Origin of the sequence: Sphingomonas sp. 66-10, assembly GCF_001897045.1 — a bacterium.
Taxonomy (GTDB): domain Bacteria; phylum Pseudomonadota; class Alphaproteobacteria; order Sphingomonadales; family Sphingomonadaceae; genus Sphingomonas; species Sphingomonas lycopersici.
On the sequence record NZ_MKRR01000148.1, the window covers coordinates 45,210 to 58,537 of the forward strand.

The window sequence follows — 13,328 nt, forward strand, 5'->3', positions numbered from 1 at the left end:
ACGGTGCTCGAAAAGCTGGTGTTCGGCGTGCCGGTCGCGCTCCTCTACGCGCAGGGCCGCGCGCCGGCCTTCCTGCTGCCGTTCGGGGTGATCGACCTGATGCTCGGTCTCGGCTTCTTCCTCGCCTGGCGCGCGACGCCACGCTCTTGACGTGCCCCGCGGGGCTTCTCCACCCTCGCGCGTATACGTGAGGGATAACATCCGGACCGCAATGCAACTTGTCATCGTCGAATCGCCCGCCAAGGCGAAAACCATCGAGAAATATCTCGGCGCCGATTACCGCGTTCTCGCGAGCTACGGCCATGTCCGCGATCTGCCGCCCAAGGACGGGTCGGTCGATCCCGACCACGGCTTCGCGATGGAATGGGAAAATTACGCCGACAAGGCCAAGCAGCTCAAGGCGATCGCCGACGAGGCGAAGAAGGCCGATCGCCTGATCCTCGCCACCGACCCCGATCGCGAGGGCGAGGCGATCTCGTGGCACGTCCGCGAGGTGCTCAAGAACCGCAAGGCGCTGCCCGACAAGGTCGAGCGCGTCACCTTCAACGCGATCACCAAGCCTGCGGTCACCGCCGCGATGGCGGCGCCGCGCGATCTCGATACCGATCTGATCGACGCCTATCGCGCACGCCGCGCGCTCGATTATCTCGTCGGCTTCACGCTCTCGCCGGTGCTGTGGCGCAAACTGCCCGGCGCGAAATCGGCCGGGCGCGTCCAGTCGGTCGCGCTGCGCCTGATCGTCGATCGCGAGCGTGAGATCGAGCTGTTCCGCTCGCAGGAATATTGGTCGGTCATCGCGACGATGGAGCAGGACGGCACGCCGTTCGCCGCGCGCCTCGTCCAGTGGGACGGCAAGAAGCTCGATCGCCTGTCGATCGGCGACGAGGGTACTGCCCAGCGCGCCAAGGCCGATGTCGAAGCCGGGCGCTTCGCGGTCCAGTCGGTCGAGACCAAGCCGGCGACGCGCAACCCGCCCCCGCCCTTCACCACCTCGACGCTCCAGCAGGAGGCGGCGCGCAAGCTCGGCTTCTCGGCCAGCCACACGATGCGGATCGCGCAGGCGCTCTACGAGGACGGCGCGATCACCTATATGCGGACCGACGGGGTGCAGATGGACGGCTCCGCCATCTCCGCCGCGCGCCGCGCCGTCGCCGATCGCTATGACGCGAGCTATGTGCCGGACAAGCCGCGCCAATATCAGACCAAGGCGAAGAATGCGCAGGAAGCGCACGAGGCGATCCGCCCGACCGATTTCTCGCGCGACCGCGTGGGATCGGGCGATCATGCGCGGCTCTACGAGCTGATCTGGAAGCGCGCGCTGGCGAGCCAGATGGCCTCGGCGCGGATGGAGCGCACCACGGTCGAGCTGGCCGACGGCACCGGGCGCCACATTCTGCGCGCGACCGGGCAGGTCGTGCTGTTCCCCGGCTATCTCGCGCTCTACGAGGAAGGCGTCGACGATGCCGAGGGCGACGATGCGCGCCGCCTGCCGCGGATGCGCGAGGGCGATGCGCCGGCCAAGAAAGCGGTCGAGGCCGAGCAGCATTTCACCCAGCCGCCGCCGCGCTTCTCCGAAGCGTCGCTGGTCAAGCGGCTCGAGGAACTCGGCATCGGCCGCCCCTCGACCTATGCCTCGATCATCCAGACGCTCAAGGACCGCGCCTATGTCCGCGTCGAGAAGAACCGCTTCTTCGCCGAGGAGAGCGGGCGGCTGGTGACGGCGTTCCTCGAACGCTTCTTCGAACGCTATGTCGGGTTCGATTACACCGCCGAGCTGGAAGAGGAACTCGACAATATCTCCGGCGGCCGCGCGCAATGGCAGGCGGTGCTGGAGGCATTCTGGCGCGATTTCAAACCGCGCACCGCCGAGGTGATGGAACAGAAGCCGTCGGACATCACCGTCGCGCTCGATCAGTTCCTCGCGCCCTATCTGTTCCCCGAGCGCGCCGACGGCGGCGATCCGCGCGCCTGCCCCAATTGCGGCGACGGCAAGCTCGCGCTGCGCGGCGGGCGGTTCGGCGCGTTCATCGCCTGCTCCAATTATCCCGAGTGCAAATATACCCGTCGTTTCGCCCAGCCGGGCGGCAGCGAGGGCGAGAGCAGCGCCCCCGAATCGCTCGGCCGGGATCCCGAGACCGGGCTCGAGGTGGAGCGCAAATCGGGCCGGTTCGGCCCCTACATCCAGCTCGGCGAGGGCAAGGACGCCAAGCGCGCGTCGATCCCCAAGGATATCGGCGAGCTCGATCTGGAATGGGCGCTCAAGCTGCTCAGCCTGCCGCGGACGATCGGCGCGCATCCCGACAGCGGCAACCCGATCACCGCCTCGATCGGGCGTTACGGGCCATATCTGGCGCATGACGGCAAATATGCCCGGCTGCAATCGACCGCCGAGGTGTTCGAGACCGGGATGAACGCCGCGGTGGTCAAGCTGGCCGAAGCCGCGGCGGGCGGCGGGCGGCCACAGCGCGGCAGCCGCGAGCCGCTCAAGGTGCTGGGCGCGCATCCGCGCACCGAGGCGGAGATCAAGCTGATGGAGGGGCGCTACGGCCCCTATGTCACCGACGGCACGACCAACGCGACCCTGCCCAAGACGATCGCCCCCGATCAGCTCACGCTGGAGGAAGCCGCGCAGCTGATCGACGCGCGCGCAGCGGCGCCGGCGAAGGGCAAGAAGAAGGCCGCGCCGAAGAAGAAGGCGCCGGCGAAGAAAGCACCGGCGAAAAAGGCGGCGGCGAAGAAGTGATTGCGTAACGCCTTGTGTCCCCGCGAAGGCGGGGACCCAGACTGGGCTCCCGCCTTCGCGGGAGCACATAAAGGGGGTAGGCTCAGGCCGCCTGCGCGCGATGCCCGCCCAGCCAGTCGCGGGCGGCGCGTTGCGCGACGGCGATGTCGCGCGGGGTCATGTCCCCCGCGATTTCGGCACGGGCGATCTGCGCCGCTTCGTCGCCGGCGATCGCCGCGAGGTTGAACCATTTGTGCGCCTCGATCAGATCGAAGCATACCCCCGAGGTGCCGGTCGAATAAGCGACGCCAAGGTCATAGCACGCCGTGCAATCCCCCCGCGCCGCGTCGCGCAGCCGGCTCTCGATCAAAAATTCCGCGCTCTTGAGACTGTTTCCCATCTCACGCCCCCAATGCGGTGACAAACCGAACCGAAGGACAGCGTGCAGCGCCGGTCGTTCAAAAATGGTTAACGACATTAAGGACGTTTTGGGAGCGCAGAAAAACCCGTTCGCCCTGAGCTTGTCGAAGCGCTGCCCTGCCTCATCGGGAGAAAGTGCAGGGCTTCGACAAGCTCAGCCCGAACGGGGAGAGGTAACCCTTATCGGAGAGGCAGGGCTTAAACCTCTTCGACCGCGATATTGTCGATCAGCCGGGTCCCCCCCATCCGCACAGCGGCGAGCAGCCGGCGCGGGCGGCCTGCGCCCGGATTCGCCTCGAGCGTCTCGGCATCGACCAAGGCGACATAATCGACCGTGAAGCCCGCGCCGGTCAGGCTCGCCTCGGCCTCGGCCAGCGCCGCCGCGGGATCGTCGCCGCGGCCGATCGCGCGCGCCGCGATCCCCAGCACGCGCGGCAAGGCCACCGCCTTCTGCCGCTCGGTCTCGTCGAGGTAGATGTTGCGCGAGGAGAGCGCGAGCCCGTCATCGTCGCGCTGGGTCGGCACCCCGACGATCTCGATATCAAAATCAAGATCGGTGACCATCCGGCGAATCACCTGCAATTGCTGGTAATCCTTCTCGCCGAAATAGGCCGCATCGGGCGCGACCTGGTTGAACAGCTTCGACACCACCGTCGCGACCCCGTCGAAATGACCGGGGCGCGCCGCACCGTCGAGCCCCTCGCTCACCCCGGCGACCTGGACGTTGCTGGCGAATCCTTCGGGATACATCGTCTCGACCGGGGGCAGCCAGGCAAGGTCGCAGCCGGCGTCCTCGAGCATCGTCAGATCGGCCTTTTCGCGACGCGGATAGCGGGAAAGATCCTCGTTCGGGCCGAATTGGCGGGGATTGACGAAGATCGACGCGACGACCTTCGTGCCCGGCCGCTTGGCCGCCTCGACCAAGGCGATATGCCCGGCATGCAGCGCGCCCATCGTCGGCACCAGCGCCACACGCATACCCTCGGCGCGAAACTCCCTCACCGCTTCACGCAGCGCGGCGAGGTCACGAACGGTCAACACTAATCTTTACCCCCTCGTCCTTGACGGACCGGGCTTCTATGGGTGCCTATCCAGGGGATCAACAAGGGATTCGACCAATTGCCCAGCGGTAACGGACAAACCCACGTCATCGTCTTCGCCAACGAGAAGGGCGGGACGGGGAAATCGACCACGGCGGTGCATGTCGCGATCGCGCTGGCCGCGCAGGGCGCGCGAGTCGCGTGTCTCGATCTCGACCACCGCCAGCGCACGATGGGCCGCTATCTCGACAATCGCGCCGAAACCGTGAAGCGCACCGGCGCCGAACTCGCCGTCCCGCGCCACGCCACCGGCGATGGCCAGGAGAGCGGCAATTTCGAATCGCTCTTCGACGAGCTGGCCGAGGGCAGCGACTATCTGGTGATCGACACGCCGGGGCGCGACGATCCGGTCGCCCGCGTCGCCGCGTCGCGCGCCGATTCGCTCGTCACGCCGATGAACGACAGCTTCGTCGATTTCGACCTGATCGGGCAGGTCCACCCCGAAACTTTCAAGGTCACCCGTCCGAGCTTCTATTCGGAGCTGATCTGGGAAGCGCGCAAGGCGCGCGCCAAGGCGGACGGGACGACGATCGACTGGGTCGTGCTGCGCAACCGCCTCCAGCATATCGAGGCGCGCAACATGCGCCGCGTGTCGGATGCGCTCGATCAGCTTTCCAAGCGCGTCGGCTTCCGCATCATCCCGGGGCTCGGCGAGCGCGTGATCTATCGCGAATTGTTCCCCGCCGGGCTGACGATGCTCGACGCCAAGGAATTCGGCGCGATGGGGCTGAGCCATGTCGCCGCGCGGCAGGAATTGCGCGAGATGATGGCCGGGCTTGCCCTCCCCGAGCCGGCGATGCCGCTGTTCGCCTGATGGCGAAGTTCGTCCTCGCGCTGCTCGTCGCTTATGCCGGGTGGCGGCTGTGGAAGGATGCGTTCGGTGCGCGGCCGAAACCGCGCCGGGCGGTGCCGGCGGAAGCGGCGGAGCGACGGGCGGCGCGGTCGCTGCTCGGCGTCGCGCGGGATGCCGACGACGAGGCGATTCGCGCCGCGCACCGCCGGCTGATGGCCGAGGCGCATCCCGACCGCGGCGGCTCGGCGGAGCGCGCGCGGGCGCTCAACGCGGCGCGCGATCTGCTGGTCGATCGTTGAGATACCACCCCGGCGCAGGCCGGGGTCCAGTTACGACCGGCCCGATGCCGGACCCCGGCCTGCGCCGGGGTGGCGAGAATGTCTCCCGCCTTCGCGGGAGCACATCAGCGTTCGCGCCACCGCATGTAACTTTGACGTGCCGGTTTCCTCACCTTAAGCCGCGCCGATGGCGCATTGTTTCGCTCCCTCGATCCTGCGCGACTACGATATCCGCGGCGTCGTCGGGCGCACGCTCGACACCGCCGACGCACTGGCGCTCGGGCGCAGCTTCGGCACGATGATCCGCCGCGCGGGCGGGCGTTCGGTCGCGGTCGGCTATGACGGGCGGCTGACCTCGCCGGCCCTGGAGGCCGCGCTGGTCGCGGGGCTCACCGCGAGCGGCGTGGATGTCGTGCGCATCGGGCTCGGTCCGTCGCCGATGCTCTATCACGCCGCCGCGACGCTAGAAGTGGATGGCGGCATCCAGGTGACCGGCAGCCACAATCCCGGCGATCACAACGGCTTCAAGATGCTGCATCATTGTCGCCCGGTGTTCGGTGCGGCGATCCGCGATCTCGCGCGGACCGCCGAGGCCGGCGATTGGGAAACGGGCAGCGGGCGAATCACCGAAGCGCCGGTGCTCGATCGCTATGTCCGTCGCGTCGCCGCCGGCTGCGCCGGAGGTCTGCGCATCGGCTGGGATGCGGGAAACGGCGCGGCGGGCCCGGCGATCGAGCAGCTCGTCAAGCTGCTGCCGGGTGAGCATCACCTGCTGTTCACCGATGTCGACGGCAATTTTCCCAATCATCATCCCGATCCCACCGAGGACGCCAATCTGGCGCAATTGCGCGCGTTGGTCGTCGGGAAGCGGCTCCATTTCGGCGTCGCTTTCGACGGCGACGGCGATCGGATCGGCGCGGTCGACGGGCAGGGACGCGTGCTGCGCGGCGACCAGATTCTGTCCATTCTGGTCGAACCCGTGCTGCGCGAGCGCCCCGGCGCGGCGATCGTCGCCGATGTGAAATCGAGCAAGGCGCTGTTCGATCGCATCGCCGCGCTCGGCGGGCAGCCGGTGATGTGGAAATCGGGGCACAGCAACATCAAGGCGATGATGCGCGAGCTCGACGCGCCGATCGCGGGCGAGATGAGCGGGCATATCTTCTTCGGCGGCGAATGGCATTGCTTCGACGATGCCTTGCTCGCCGCGGTGCGGCTGATCGATGCGGTCGCCGCGTCGGGGACGACGCTCGACGCGCTGCGCGATGCGATGCCGCCGGTGGTGAGCACCCCCGAATTGCGCTTCGCGGTAGATCCGGCGCGCAAGGAGGCGGTGGTGGCGGAGGTCATCGCGCGGCTGCGCGCCGCCGGCACGGCGGTCGATACGACCGACGGTGCGCGCGTCACCACCCCCGACGGCTGGTGGCTGCTGCGCGTCTCGCACACCGAGGATATGCTCACCGCGCGCGCCGAAGCGCATGACGAAGCCGCGCTCGCGCGCGTACTCGCCGCGATCGACGCGCAACTCGCGCCGAGCGGGGTCGCTCGACATGCGGCGCCCGACACCCCACATTAGGATCATGCGCCCCACCCCCAGCATCATCCGCGTCATCGATCTCGAAACCACCGGCCCCACCCCGCCCCAGCACGGCGTGTGCGAAATCGGCTGGCAGGACGTCACGCTCGGCGCCGACGGGCGGTGGGAAGTCGCGGGCGACAGCGGCGCCCGCTTCGTCAATCCGGGGCGGCTGATGCCCCCGATCACCCAGGCGATCCACCATATCCGCGACGAGGATGTCGCCGACGCGCCTTACTGGCACGATGTCGCGCGCCCGGTGCTCGATCCGTGGCCGCGCCGCGTCGCGCTCGCCGCGCATCGCGCCGATTTCGAGCAGGTGTTCTGCACCTCGGCGCTGACCCACGGCGCGGAATGGATCTGCACGTGGAAATGCGCATTGCGGCTGTGGCAGGATTCGCCGAGCTTTTCCAATCAGGTGCTGCGCTATTGGCGCAAGCCCGAGGGGCTGGTCCACGAAACCGGGCTGCCCGCGCATCGCGCTTTCCCCGACGCTTACGTCACCGCCTTCCACCTGCGCGACATGCTCAACGAAGTGGGGGTGCAGCAATTGCTCGAATGGTCGCGGCTGCCGGGGCTGCTCCCGCGGGTGCGCTACGGCCCCGATCGCGGCAAGGACTGGCGCGAGATCGAGGAGGAAAGCCTGATCGGCTTCCTCACCGATCGCGATCCCGATGTGCGCTTCACCGCAGAGACCGAGATGGCGCGCCGCCGCGGGGGTGGGCATGTCGGGCGGCCGGACCGTCAGGAATTGCTGCTTTAGCGGATCGTCGCTTACCTTTCCCCGTTCGGGCTGAGCTTGTCGAAGCCCTGCACTTTTCTTCGGAAAGAAGAAGGACAGCCCTTCGACAAGCTCAGGGCAAGCGGTCAGCTGGTTCTCACCCCGGCAGAAACCGCGTCAGATCGGGCTGCCCCGTCCACGCCGTCTGCCCGCCGTCGGCGACGATCACCGATCCCGTCACATAGGACGCCGCATCGGAGGCAAGGAACGCCGCCACCTCGGCCATCTCCTCGGGCGTGCCCGCCCGCCCCATCGGGATCGCGGCATGCCACGCCTGCTCCAGCCCCGGCAGCGCCGCCGCACCGGCGGTCAGCGGAGTGGCGATCAGCCCGGGGCACAAGGCGTTGACCCTGATCCCCTCGCGCGCATGATCGATCGCCAGCGTGCGGGTGTAATTGATCACCGCACCCTTGGCGGCATTATAGGCGCTGAAGCCATAATCCCCCGCCAGCCCCGAGATCGACGCGGTGTTGACGATCGCTCCGCCAGGCCTCGGCATATGCGGGATCGCCGCGCGGCAGGCGTAGAACACCGCATTGAGATCGATCGCGATCACCCGTTCCCATTGCTCGGGATCGAGATCGGGGGTGCGCCCGATGCAGCCGATACCGGCATTGTTGAACAGGATATCCACGCGGCCGTGGCGCTCAACCGCGACCGCCACCGCGCGCTCGACATCGGCGCGGCGCGCGACATCGGCCTCGACCGCGATTCCGCCGGTCTCCGCTGCCACGGCCTGCGCATGATCGGCGGCGATATCGACCACCACCAATGCCGCGCCCTCGCGCGCCAGTAGCCGCGCGGTCGCCGCGCCGATGCCCGAGCCGCCGCCGGTGATCAGCGCCACCTTGTTCGCAAACCGCATCATCCTCTCCCGACGCTTGGTTGACTTGCCACCGCGCGCGATCATAACTTTCGTTATGGGCAGCCGACAAGACGGCGCCGGGGAGAGGAAAAGCGATGGCGGGACTGACGGCAGACGAACGCGCGGCGCTGCTCGACTCGCTCCGCCGGCTGCTCGCCGACCGCTGCGCCGAAAGCGACGTGCGCCGCATCATGGCGAGCGAGACCGGGCATGACGCGGCCTTGTGGCGCGCGCTCGCCGATCTGGGGGTGGTCGGGCTGACCGTCCCCGAGCAACATGGCGGCGCCGGGCTCGGCGCGATCGAGCTCGAGTTGGTGATGGAAGCGGCCGGCGCGGCGCTGCTCCCCGCCCCGCTCCTTTCGACCGCGATCGCCGCGGCGTTGCTCGACGGCGAACGGCTCGCGGCCTTGGCCGGCGGCTATAGCATCGCCGCGGTCGCCTTCGCCGGGCGCGACGACTGGACCGGGCGCGGCGACGTACGGCGCGACGGCGCGGGGCTGGCGGGCACCGCGCGTTTCGTCCCCGATGCGGCGATCGCCGACACGATCCTCGTCACGCTCGACGATGCGGTGTTCGCGGTCGCGCGCGAAGATGCGGAGATCGTCCCGCTCCCGGTGTTCGACCGCACCCGCCGGCTCGCCGACGTCGCCTTCCGCGGCCCGGCGACGCTGATCGGCGACGGCACGCGGATCGCCGCGGCGCGCGATATCGCTTTGGTCGGGCTGGCCGGAGAGCAGGCCGGCGGCGCGCGGCGCATCCTCGACATGACGGTCGATTACGCCCGCGAGCGCCACCAGTTCGGCCGCGCGATCGGCAGCTTTCAGGCGATCAAACATATGGCGGCCGATCTGCTGCTCGAGGCGGAAAGCGCGACCAGCGCCGCGCGCGACGCTGCGCGCCAGGTCGCGGAAGATACGCCGGCCCGCGCGGAAAGCGTCGCACTCGCCGCCTTCGCCTGCGCCGACGCCTTCGTCCGCTGCGCCAAGGACGGCATCCAGATGCACGGCGGGATCGCCTTCACCTGGGAGCATCCCGCGCATCTCTATCTGCGCCGCGCGCGATCGGCGGCGCAGCTTTACGGCGACAGCGATCATTGGCGTGAGCGTTACGTCCGCGCGCTGGAGGTTGAGGCATGACCGACAAACAGCTGAAAGCCGAGGTCGAGGCATGGCTCGCCGCCAATTGGCGCGGCACCGCAACGCATAAGGAAAGCTTCGGCCGCGATCCGCGCGCCGAATGGCTCGCCAAGGTGCGCGACGCCGGCTGGGCGGTACCGCGCTGGCCGAGCGATTTCTACGGGCGGGGGCTGGCCGACGAACAGGCGCGGATCGTCGAGCGCGCCTTCGCCGCAGTCGGCGCGCCCGGCGCGGGGCAGGATCGCAGCAACCTGTGGGCCAATACCGCGCTGGCCCACGCTACCCCCGCCTTCCGGCGCGAGATCGTCCCCCAATTGCTCGCGGGCGAGGTCGGCATGTGCCTGCTCTATTCGGAGCCGGGCGCGGGGAGCGATCTCGCCGCGATCCGCACCCGCGCCGACAAGGTCGACGGGGGGTGGCGCGTCTCCGGCCAGAAAGTGTGGACCAGCGGCGCGCAGATCGCCGATTACGGGATGCTGATCGCGCGCACCGATTGGGATGTCCCCAAGCATCGCGGGATCAGCTTCTTCTTCCTGCCGATGAAGCAGCCCGGCGTCGAGGTGCGCCCGCTGCGCCAGATCACCGACGAGGCGCATTTCAACGAGGTGTTCATCGACAATGCCTTCGTGCCCGAGGACAATCTGCTCGGGCCATTGAACGGCGGCTGGGGCGTGTTGCAAACGGCTTTGGCCTATGAACGCTCGGTGATGGGCGATGCGGCGCGCGGGCCGCGATCGGGCGCGGCGGGGCCGAAGGGCGACCACGAACTGATCGGGCTGGCGCGCGAGGCGGGGAAGCTCGACGATCCGGTGATCCGCCAGCAACTCGCGCAGACGATCGCGTGGCGCGTGCTCAACCGGCTCAACACCCAGCGCGCCAAGGCCGAGTTGCAGCAAGGCACCTCCTCCTCGATCATGTCGCTCGGCAAATTGGCGATGAGCCGCATCCTCCACGAGGAAGCACGCGTCCGCACCTTGCTGCTCGGCGCGGAAAGCCTGCTCGAAGGCGCGGAGCATCCCCGCGCGGAGGACGCCAATTTCCTGACGCTCAACGCCTATTTCACCTCGATCGGCGGCGGGACCGACCAGATCCAGCGCAATATCATCGGCGAACGCGTATTGGGGCTGCCGAAGGAGCCGGAGGTGGATCGGACGATCCCGTTTCGCGAGGTGCGGGCGGGGTGATTGGGGGGCGTCTTGTCGGCGGCCACCCCAGATAGACCACTGACGGCGACCCTCAAAAATTATATCGCAACGACGTTTTCAAACTTACTTAACCATTTTTACAATGGAACTCGCACGTTCTGACGGCCGAAATACAGCCTTCAACACCCGCTTCGTTAGCAACCATCCGCTTCGACTGAAAATTTTAGGAGTTTGACGGCGGTAGAATATTCCCAGCAACTCATGCTGCATCGGGAAAATCCTATGCTCTGAAAAGCCGATCGCCCGTCCATGTCGAATGATGACATGTGGCGGCATATCTCGCTCGGTTACGCCATACAACTTCATTGCTTCGATAGATCCAGGGGCCGTGGCGTGACCTTCGCCCGGCTCATGCGTGATCATCGTGCCACCGGGTTTAAGCATCCGATACGCCGTCGCAATCGCAGCCCGCTCGTCCTCGGCATGATGGAGGCAATCGAAGAAGACGACGGCGTCGAATGTGCCATCCATCGTCATGCTTTCATAATCGGCGCACACAAATGTCAGGTTCAATTCCGTACTTTGGCGGGCCTGATTTTCGCGGGCGAGCTCGATCATATCTTGCGCGATGTCCTGGCCGACTACCTCATAGCCGTTCCGAGCAAAGAAAACGCTGGTCCATCCTGCTCCGCAACCCATATCCAGTATACGCGCGGGCGGCGGCGGAAGCAGAGTCATGATCGCGCCGATGGACGCCAAGTTCACGCCACAATAATTGTCGGAAAATGGCTTATTAATGCTATGAGCACGACCGGCATCGCCAGTTAATCTAAGATAATTCTGTTCGGCCTGTTTAGACAACGGGATTCCATTCAGAAACGTGTGCGCCGAGACTGGTCATCATCCTTGAAGCTAGCAAAACCAAAAAGCTTATTCCAGCCTTAAACAACCAGATCAGTGGGATTTAACGCGCATTTACCGCCAATAGCCGTTTGACCGCTCTCCACCCAAATACTGCCGCTGACACGTGCGCGCAGTCCCTAGCCCCCACCCTCCACCTTCGCCCCCTTCGGCGCCGGCGTCTTCGGCTTGAACGCACACAAATCCACCTCGACGCACCGCCAGCATTCCGGCGTCCGCGCCTTGCAGGTGTAGCGGCCGTGGAGGATCAGCCAGTGATGCGCGTGGACGCGGAACGGCTGCGGGGTTTCCTTGTCGAGCTTCTTTTCCACCGCCAGCGGGGTCTTGCCCGGGGCGAGCCCGGTGCGGTTGCCGACGCGGAAGATATGCGTGTCGACCGCGAAGGTCTCCGCGCCGAACGCGACGTTCATCACGACATTGGCGGTCTTGCGCCCGACCCCCGGCAGTTTCTCCAGCGCGTCGCGATCGGCCGGCACTTCGCTGCCATGTTCGGCGATCAGCGCCTCGGACAAAGCGATGACATTCTTCGCCTTGGTGTTGAACAGCCCGATCGTCTTGATGTGCTGTTTCAGCCCCTCCTCGCCCAGCGCAACCATTTGCTCGGGGGTCGTCACCTCGGCGAACAGCCGCCGCGTCGCCTTGTTGACCCCGACGTCGGTCGCCTGCGCCGACAGCACCACCGCGACGAGCAACTGGAAGGTGTTGCCCGATTCGAGCTCGGTCTCCGGATGCGGGTTGAGTTCGGCGAGCCGGCGGTAGAACTCGAAAATATCCGCCTTCTTCAAAGCCCCAGCACCTCGGCCATATGATAGCGCCCGGCCGGCTTGCCCGCGAGCCACAGCGCCGCCTTGAGCGCGCCGCGCGCAAAGATCGTGCGATCCTCGCCGCGATGCCCGAGCTCGATCCGCTCGCCCTCGCCCGCGAACACCACCAGATGATCGCCGACCACCGATCCGCCGCGCAGCGAGGCGAAGCCGATCGTCCCCTCGCTCCGCGCGCCGGTCAGCCCCGCGCGGCTGTCGACGCGCACCTCGCCCAAGGTGGTGCCGCGCCCCGCCGCCGCCGCCTCGCCCAGCAGGGTCGCGGTGCCCGAGGGGGCGTCGACCTTGTGGCGGTGATGCATTTCGGCGATCTCGATATCCCATTCCGGCCCGAGCCGGCGCGCCGCTTCCTGCACCAGCACCGCGAGCAATGTGACGCCGAGCGAGGTATTGCCCGTCTGGAGCACCGCGATCCTCTCCGCCGCGCGATCGATCGCCGCGTGGTGCGCCGGGGTCAGCCCGGTGGTGCCGATCACGATCGGCGTCCCCGCCGCCACCGCCGCCGCGAGATTCGCCTCGAGCGCCGCGGGGGTGGAGAAATCGACCAGCACATCGGCCGCGCGCGCCAGCGCCGCCGCGTCGCCGCCGGCATCGACCCCGCCGGCGACCGTCACGCCTTCCTCATTCGCGATGGTCGCGATCGCGCGGCCCATCCGCCCCGCGCTGCCGTAGATTCCGACCTTGGTCATATACTCCCAGCGTCCTTCCTCGTCCGCCGATGCGCATGACACAGATCGTGCGGCGGGGCGACACCCGATCGGCGCGATCCGGCC

The 13,328-nt window shown here is 67.5% G+C and carries 13 protein-coding genes; 7 read left to right on the plus strand and 6 right to left on the minus strand.

What is annotated here, in order from left to right; all coding sequences use genetic code 11:
• The first annotated feature begins 211 nt into the window (after positions 1-211).
• The gene (gene topA / locus BGN95_RS22180; RefSeq protein WP_286774017.1) at positions 212-2,743 is read left to right on the plus strand and encodes a type I DNA topoisomerase; all 2,532 of its coding nucleotides are present in this window, start codon (positions 212-214) and stop codon (positions 2,741-2,743) included.
• 82 nt (positions 2,744-2,825) lie between these two features.
• Here the strand turns inward: topA and BGN95_RS22185 are convergent, their stop codons facing one another.
• Entirely contained in the window at positions 2,826-3,122 is a 297-nt protein-coding gene (locus tag BGN95_RS22185; RefSeq protein ID WP_179510907.1) for an SEL1-like repeat protein, read from the minus strand.
• 218 nt (positions 3,123-3,340) lie between these two features.
• The gene (gene panC / locus BGN95_RS22190; protein ID WP_179510906.1) at positions 3,341-4,183 is read right to left on the minus strand and encodes a pantoate--beta-alanine ligase; all 843 of its coding nucleotides are present in this window, start codon (positions 4,181-4,183) and stop codon (positions 3,341-3,343) included.
• A 78-nt stretch (positions 4,184-4,261) separates the two neighbouring features.
• Between panC and BGN95_RS22195 the strand changes: the two genes are divergently transcribed.
• From BGN95_RS22195 to BGN95_RS22210, 4 genes are all read left to right on the plus strand, one after another.
• Positions 4,262-5,056, plus strand: a complete 795-nt coding sequence (locus BGN95_RS22195; protein WP_265268516.1) for a division plane positioning ATPase MipZ — start codon at positions 4,262-4,264, stop codon at positions 5,054-5,056.
• Positions 5,056-5,334, plus strand: a complete 279-nt coding sequence (locus BGN95_RS22200) for a J domain-containing protein (protein ID WP_179510904.1) — start codon at positions 5,056-5,058, stop codon at positions 5,332-5,334. The genes BGN95_RS22195 and BGN95_RS22200 overlap by 1 nt, the downstream gene beginning before the upstream one ends.
• Positions 5,335-5,500: 166 nt before the next feature.
• Positions 5,501-6,886 (plus strand): phosphoglucomutase/phosphomannomutase PgmG, encoded by a 1,386-nt coding sequence (gene pgmG, locus BGN95_RS22205; protein ID WP_286774018.1) that lies wholly within the window; start codon positions 5,501-5,503, stop codon positions 6,884-6,886.
• Between the two features lie 4 nt (positions 6,887-6,890).
• A complete protein-coding gene (locus BGN95_RS22210; RefSeq protein ID WP_218850045.1) occupies positions 6,891-7,649 on the plus strand; it encodes a 3'-5' exonuclease in 759 nt (252 codons plus the stop codon).
• 115 nt (positions 7,650-7,764) lie between these two features.
• Here BGN95_RS22210 and budC read toward each other — a convergent pair whose 3' ends face one another.
• Positions 7,765-8,532, minus strand: a complete 768-nt coding sequence (gene budC / locus BGN95_RS22215; RefSeq protein WP_179510902.1) for a meso-2,3-butanediol dehydrogenase — start codon at positions 8,530-8,532, stop codon at positions 7,765-7,767.
• A 95-nt stretch (positions 8,533-8,627) separates the two neighbouring features.
• Here budC and BGN95_RS22220 point away from each other — a divergent pair, with 95 nt between their 5' ends.
• Positions 8,628-9,668, plus strand: a complete 1,041-nt coding sequence (locus tag BGN95_RS22220) for an acyl-CoA dehydrogenase family protein (protein WP_286774019.1) — start codon at positions 8,628-8,630, stop codon at positions 9,666-9,668.
• The gene (locus BGN95_RS22225) at positions 9,665-10,852 is read left to right on the plus strand and encodes an acyl-CoA dehydrogenase family protein (protein ID WP_286774020.1); all 1,188 of its coding nucleotides are present in this window, start codon (positions 9,665-9,667) and stop codon (positions 10,850-10,852) included. Before BGN95_RS22220 ends, BGN95_RS22225 begins: the two co-directional genes overlap by 4 nt.
• Before the next feature lie 84 nt (positions 10,853-10,936).
• Here BGN95_RS22225 and BGN95_RS22230 read toward each other — a convergent pair whose 3' ends face one another.
• The 3 genes from BGN95_RS22230 to dapB form a co-directional block, all read right to left on the minus strand.
• The gene (locus tag BGN95_RS22230; RefSeq protein ID WP_179510899.1) at positions 10,937-11,674 is read right to left on the minus strand and encodes a class I SAM-dependent methyltransferase; all 738 of its coding nucleotides are present in this window, start codon (positions 11,672-11,674) and stop codon (positions 10,937-10,939) included.
• A 179-nt stretch (positions 11,675-11,853) separates the two neighbouring features.
• On the minus strand, positions 11,854-12,519 hold the full coding sequence (gene nth / locus BGN95_RS22235) for an endonuclease III (RefSeq protein WP_265313246.1): 666 nt from the start codon (positions 12,517-12,519) through the stop codon (positions 11,854-11,856).
• Positions 12,516-13,244 carry a 4-hydroxy-tetrahydrodipicolinate reductase gene (dapB, locus tag BGN95_RS22240; protein WP_179510897.1) on the minus strand — a complete coding sequence of 243 codons (729 nt, stop codon included), beginning with the start codon at positions 13,242-13,244 and terminating at the stop codon, positions 12,516-12,518. The genes nth and dapB overlap by 4 nt, the downstream gene beginning before the upstream one ends.
• Positions 13,245-13,328: the final 84 nt, after the last annotated feature.

Excerpts from the sequence above, each read along its gene's own strand:
- budC (WP_179510902.1), bottom strand. The coding sequence starts at position 8,532 with ATGCGGTTTGCGAACAAGGTGGCGCTGATCACCGGCGGCGGCTCGGGC.
- BGN95_RS22225 (WP_286774020.1), top strand. The coding sequence starts at position 9,665 with ATGACCGACAAACAGCTGAAAGCCGAGGTCGAGGCATGGCTCGCCGCC.
- BGN95_RS22210 (WP_218850045.1), top strand. The coding sequence starts at position 6,891 with ATGCGCCCCACCCCCAGCATCATCCGCGTCATCGATCTCGAAACCACC.
- pgmG (WP_286774018.1), top strand. The coding sequence starts at position 5,501 with ATGGCGCATTGTTTCGCTCCCTCGATCCTGCGCGACTACGATATCCGC.
- topA (WP_286774017.1), top strand. The coding sequence starts at position 212 with ATGCAACTTGTCATCGTCGAATCGCCCGCCAAGGCGAAAACCATCGAG.
- BGN95_RS22200 (WP_179510904.1), top strand. The coding sequence starts at position 5,056 with ATGGCGAAGTTCGTCCTCGCGCTGCTCGTCGCTTATGCCGGGTGGCGG.
- dapB (WP_179510897.1), bottom strand. The coding sequence starts at position 13,244 with ATGACCAAGGTCGGAATCTACGGCAGCGCGGGGCGGATGGGCCGCGCG.
- BGN95_RS22220 (WP_286774019.1), top strand. The coding sequence starts at position 8,628 with ATGGCGGGACTGACGGCAGACGAACGCGCGGCGCTGCTCGACTCGCTC.
- BGN95_RS22185 (WP_179510907.1), bottom strand. The coding sequence starts at position 3,122 with ATGGGAAACAGTCTCAAGAGCGCGGAATTTTTGATCGAGAGCCGGCTG.